At 44.4% G+C, this 1890-nt stretch carries 2 protein-coding genes; both read right to left on the bottom strand.

All coding sequences use genetic code 11. The annotated features are described in order from the left end of the window. Positions 1-414: chromate transporter (locus AC1DRF_RS25465; RefSeq protein WP_477742013.1), on the bottom strand; the 414-nt coding region annotated here is incomplete at its 3' end. Positions 415-438: 24 nt separating this feature from the next. Beyond that, positions 439-1890: gamma-glutamyltransferase family protein (locus AC1DRF_RS25460; RefSeq protein WP_477742012.1), on the bottom strand; the 1452-nt coding region annotated here is incomplete at its 5' end.

Here is a 1890-nt window from a genome sequence, read left to right as displayed (position 1 = left end):
CCCTAGACCAGACGTTGATTTTTTAAAAAAGTCCCACGTCATAACCGCGAGCATAACTCCTACTACAGGAACAACTGCTTTGGTCATGCCCATAACCCACGGCTGATCTTTAAATTGCGTTAAAGTTGTTAACAGCAATACCATTAAAAAAACGGTTGGAATAACGGCTGCAAATAAAGCTGTCCCGAGACCCAAAATACCGCCGACTCGATAGCCGATGTATCCAGCCAGCTTTGTAGCAATAGGCCCAGGCAGCGTATTGGCGATTGCTAATAAATCGCCAAATTCATCGTCATCCATCCATTTGTACGTATCGACCACTTCTTTTTTTACAAGTGGAATAGCTGAAGGGCCGCCTCCGTAGCCGAGCATACCTGAGCGAAAAAACGCTATAAAAATATCCAATTGTCGCATTTCTCGCACTCCTTTCTCTGTGATCTAATAAGCAACGACAGCTCCGTCTGTTCGCGCTTCTGTGCCGCCGTATAATACACCGGTTTGTTCATCTCTTAAAATGATCTGCCCTCTTCCAAACGTATGTCTGCTCGTAGCCACATGAATATCATGCCCTTTGCGTTCTAATGCTTCTACAATATGTGAAGGCATTTCTTTTTCCACAAGAACCTTTTTATGTTCAATCCACTGCCATCTTGGTGCATCTAAAGCTGCCTGAGGATTTAGATGGAAATCGATCATATTCATGACGACTTGCACATGTCCTTGAGGCTGCATGAATTTGCCCATTACACCGAATGGACCTACAGCACTTTTATTCTTTGTTAAAAATCCAGGAATAATGGTATGATAGGTTCGTTTTCCTGGCTCTAATCGGTTATGGTGCTGTGGATCTAACGAAAAATTATGCCCGCGGTTTTGCAGGCATATGCCCGTATTAGGTACGACAAGTCCTGAGCCAAAATCCATGTAATTACTTTGAATGAATGATACCATGTTTCCTTCTCCATCAGCTGTCGCTAAATAGATCGTGCCGCTATGAGACGGCTGTCCGGCTTCAGGAATAAGCGCTTTTTCACCAATCAGCCCTCTGCGCTTGTTTGCATAAGAATCATTCAACAAATCTTCAACAGCTACTGTCATTTTATCAGCATCCGTAATGAATTTTTGTCCATCTGCAAACGCTAGCTTCATGGCTTCAATTTGCTTGTGATATGTATCGACAGAATCTTTGGCATCGAAAGAGAAGCCTTTTAGCGTATTTAAAGCTAAAAGTGCAATAAGGCCTTGGCCGTTAGGCGGAATTTCCCACACATCATATCCTCGGTAAGAAGTTGAAATTGGCTTCACCCACTCTGCTTTAAAAGCTGCTAAATCTTCTTTTGCTAAAAATCCGCCGTATTTTTTCGAAAAAGCTGCTATTTTATCAGCTAAATTCCCTCTGTAAAAAGATTCTCCATTCGTTTCGGCAATTTCAAGCAGCGTAGCAGCATGGTCCGGTGATCGCCACACTTCCCCTACTTTAGGAGCTGATCCATTGTTGGTAAACGTCTCAAACCAGTGCTTATATTCGTCACCTTTTAATGCGTGTGTAAATCGTTCAAACGCTCGTTCCCAATTGTACCCTAAAATCGGGGAGATTGGGAACCCTTCTTGTGCATACGAAATAGCAGGCTGCAGCACTTCTTTTAACGATAACCGGCCAAAGCGTTTTGACAGCTCCACCCACGCGCTGGGGGCACCTGGGACCGTAACAGGAACAAAACCGCGAGCCGGCATCTCTTTTATCCCCATGGCACGCAGAGCCTCAATAGAGATAGAAGCAGGAGCAGGACCGCTCGCGTTGAGTCCATATAGCTCTTCATTTATCCACACGAGAGCAAATGCGTCTCCGCCAATTCCATTTGACGTAGGCTCTACAACCGTTAAACAAGC

The organism is Priestia sp. P5_B4, from assembly GCF_056400385.1.
This window is presented reverse-complemented; position numbering and strand designations above follow the sequence as displayed.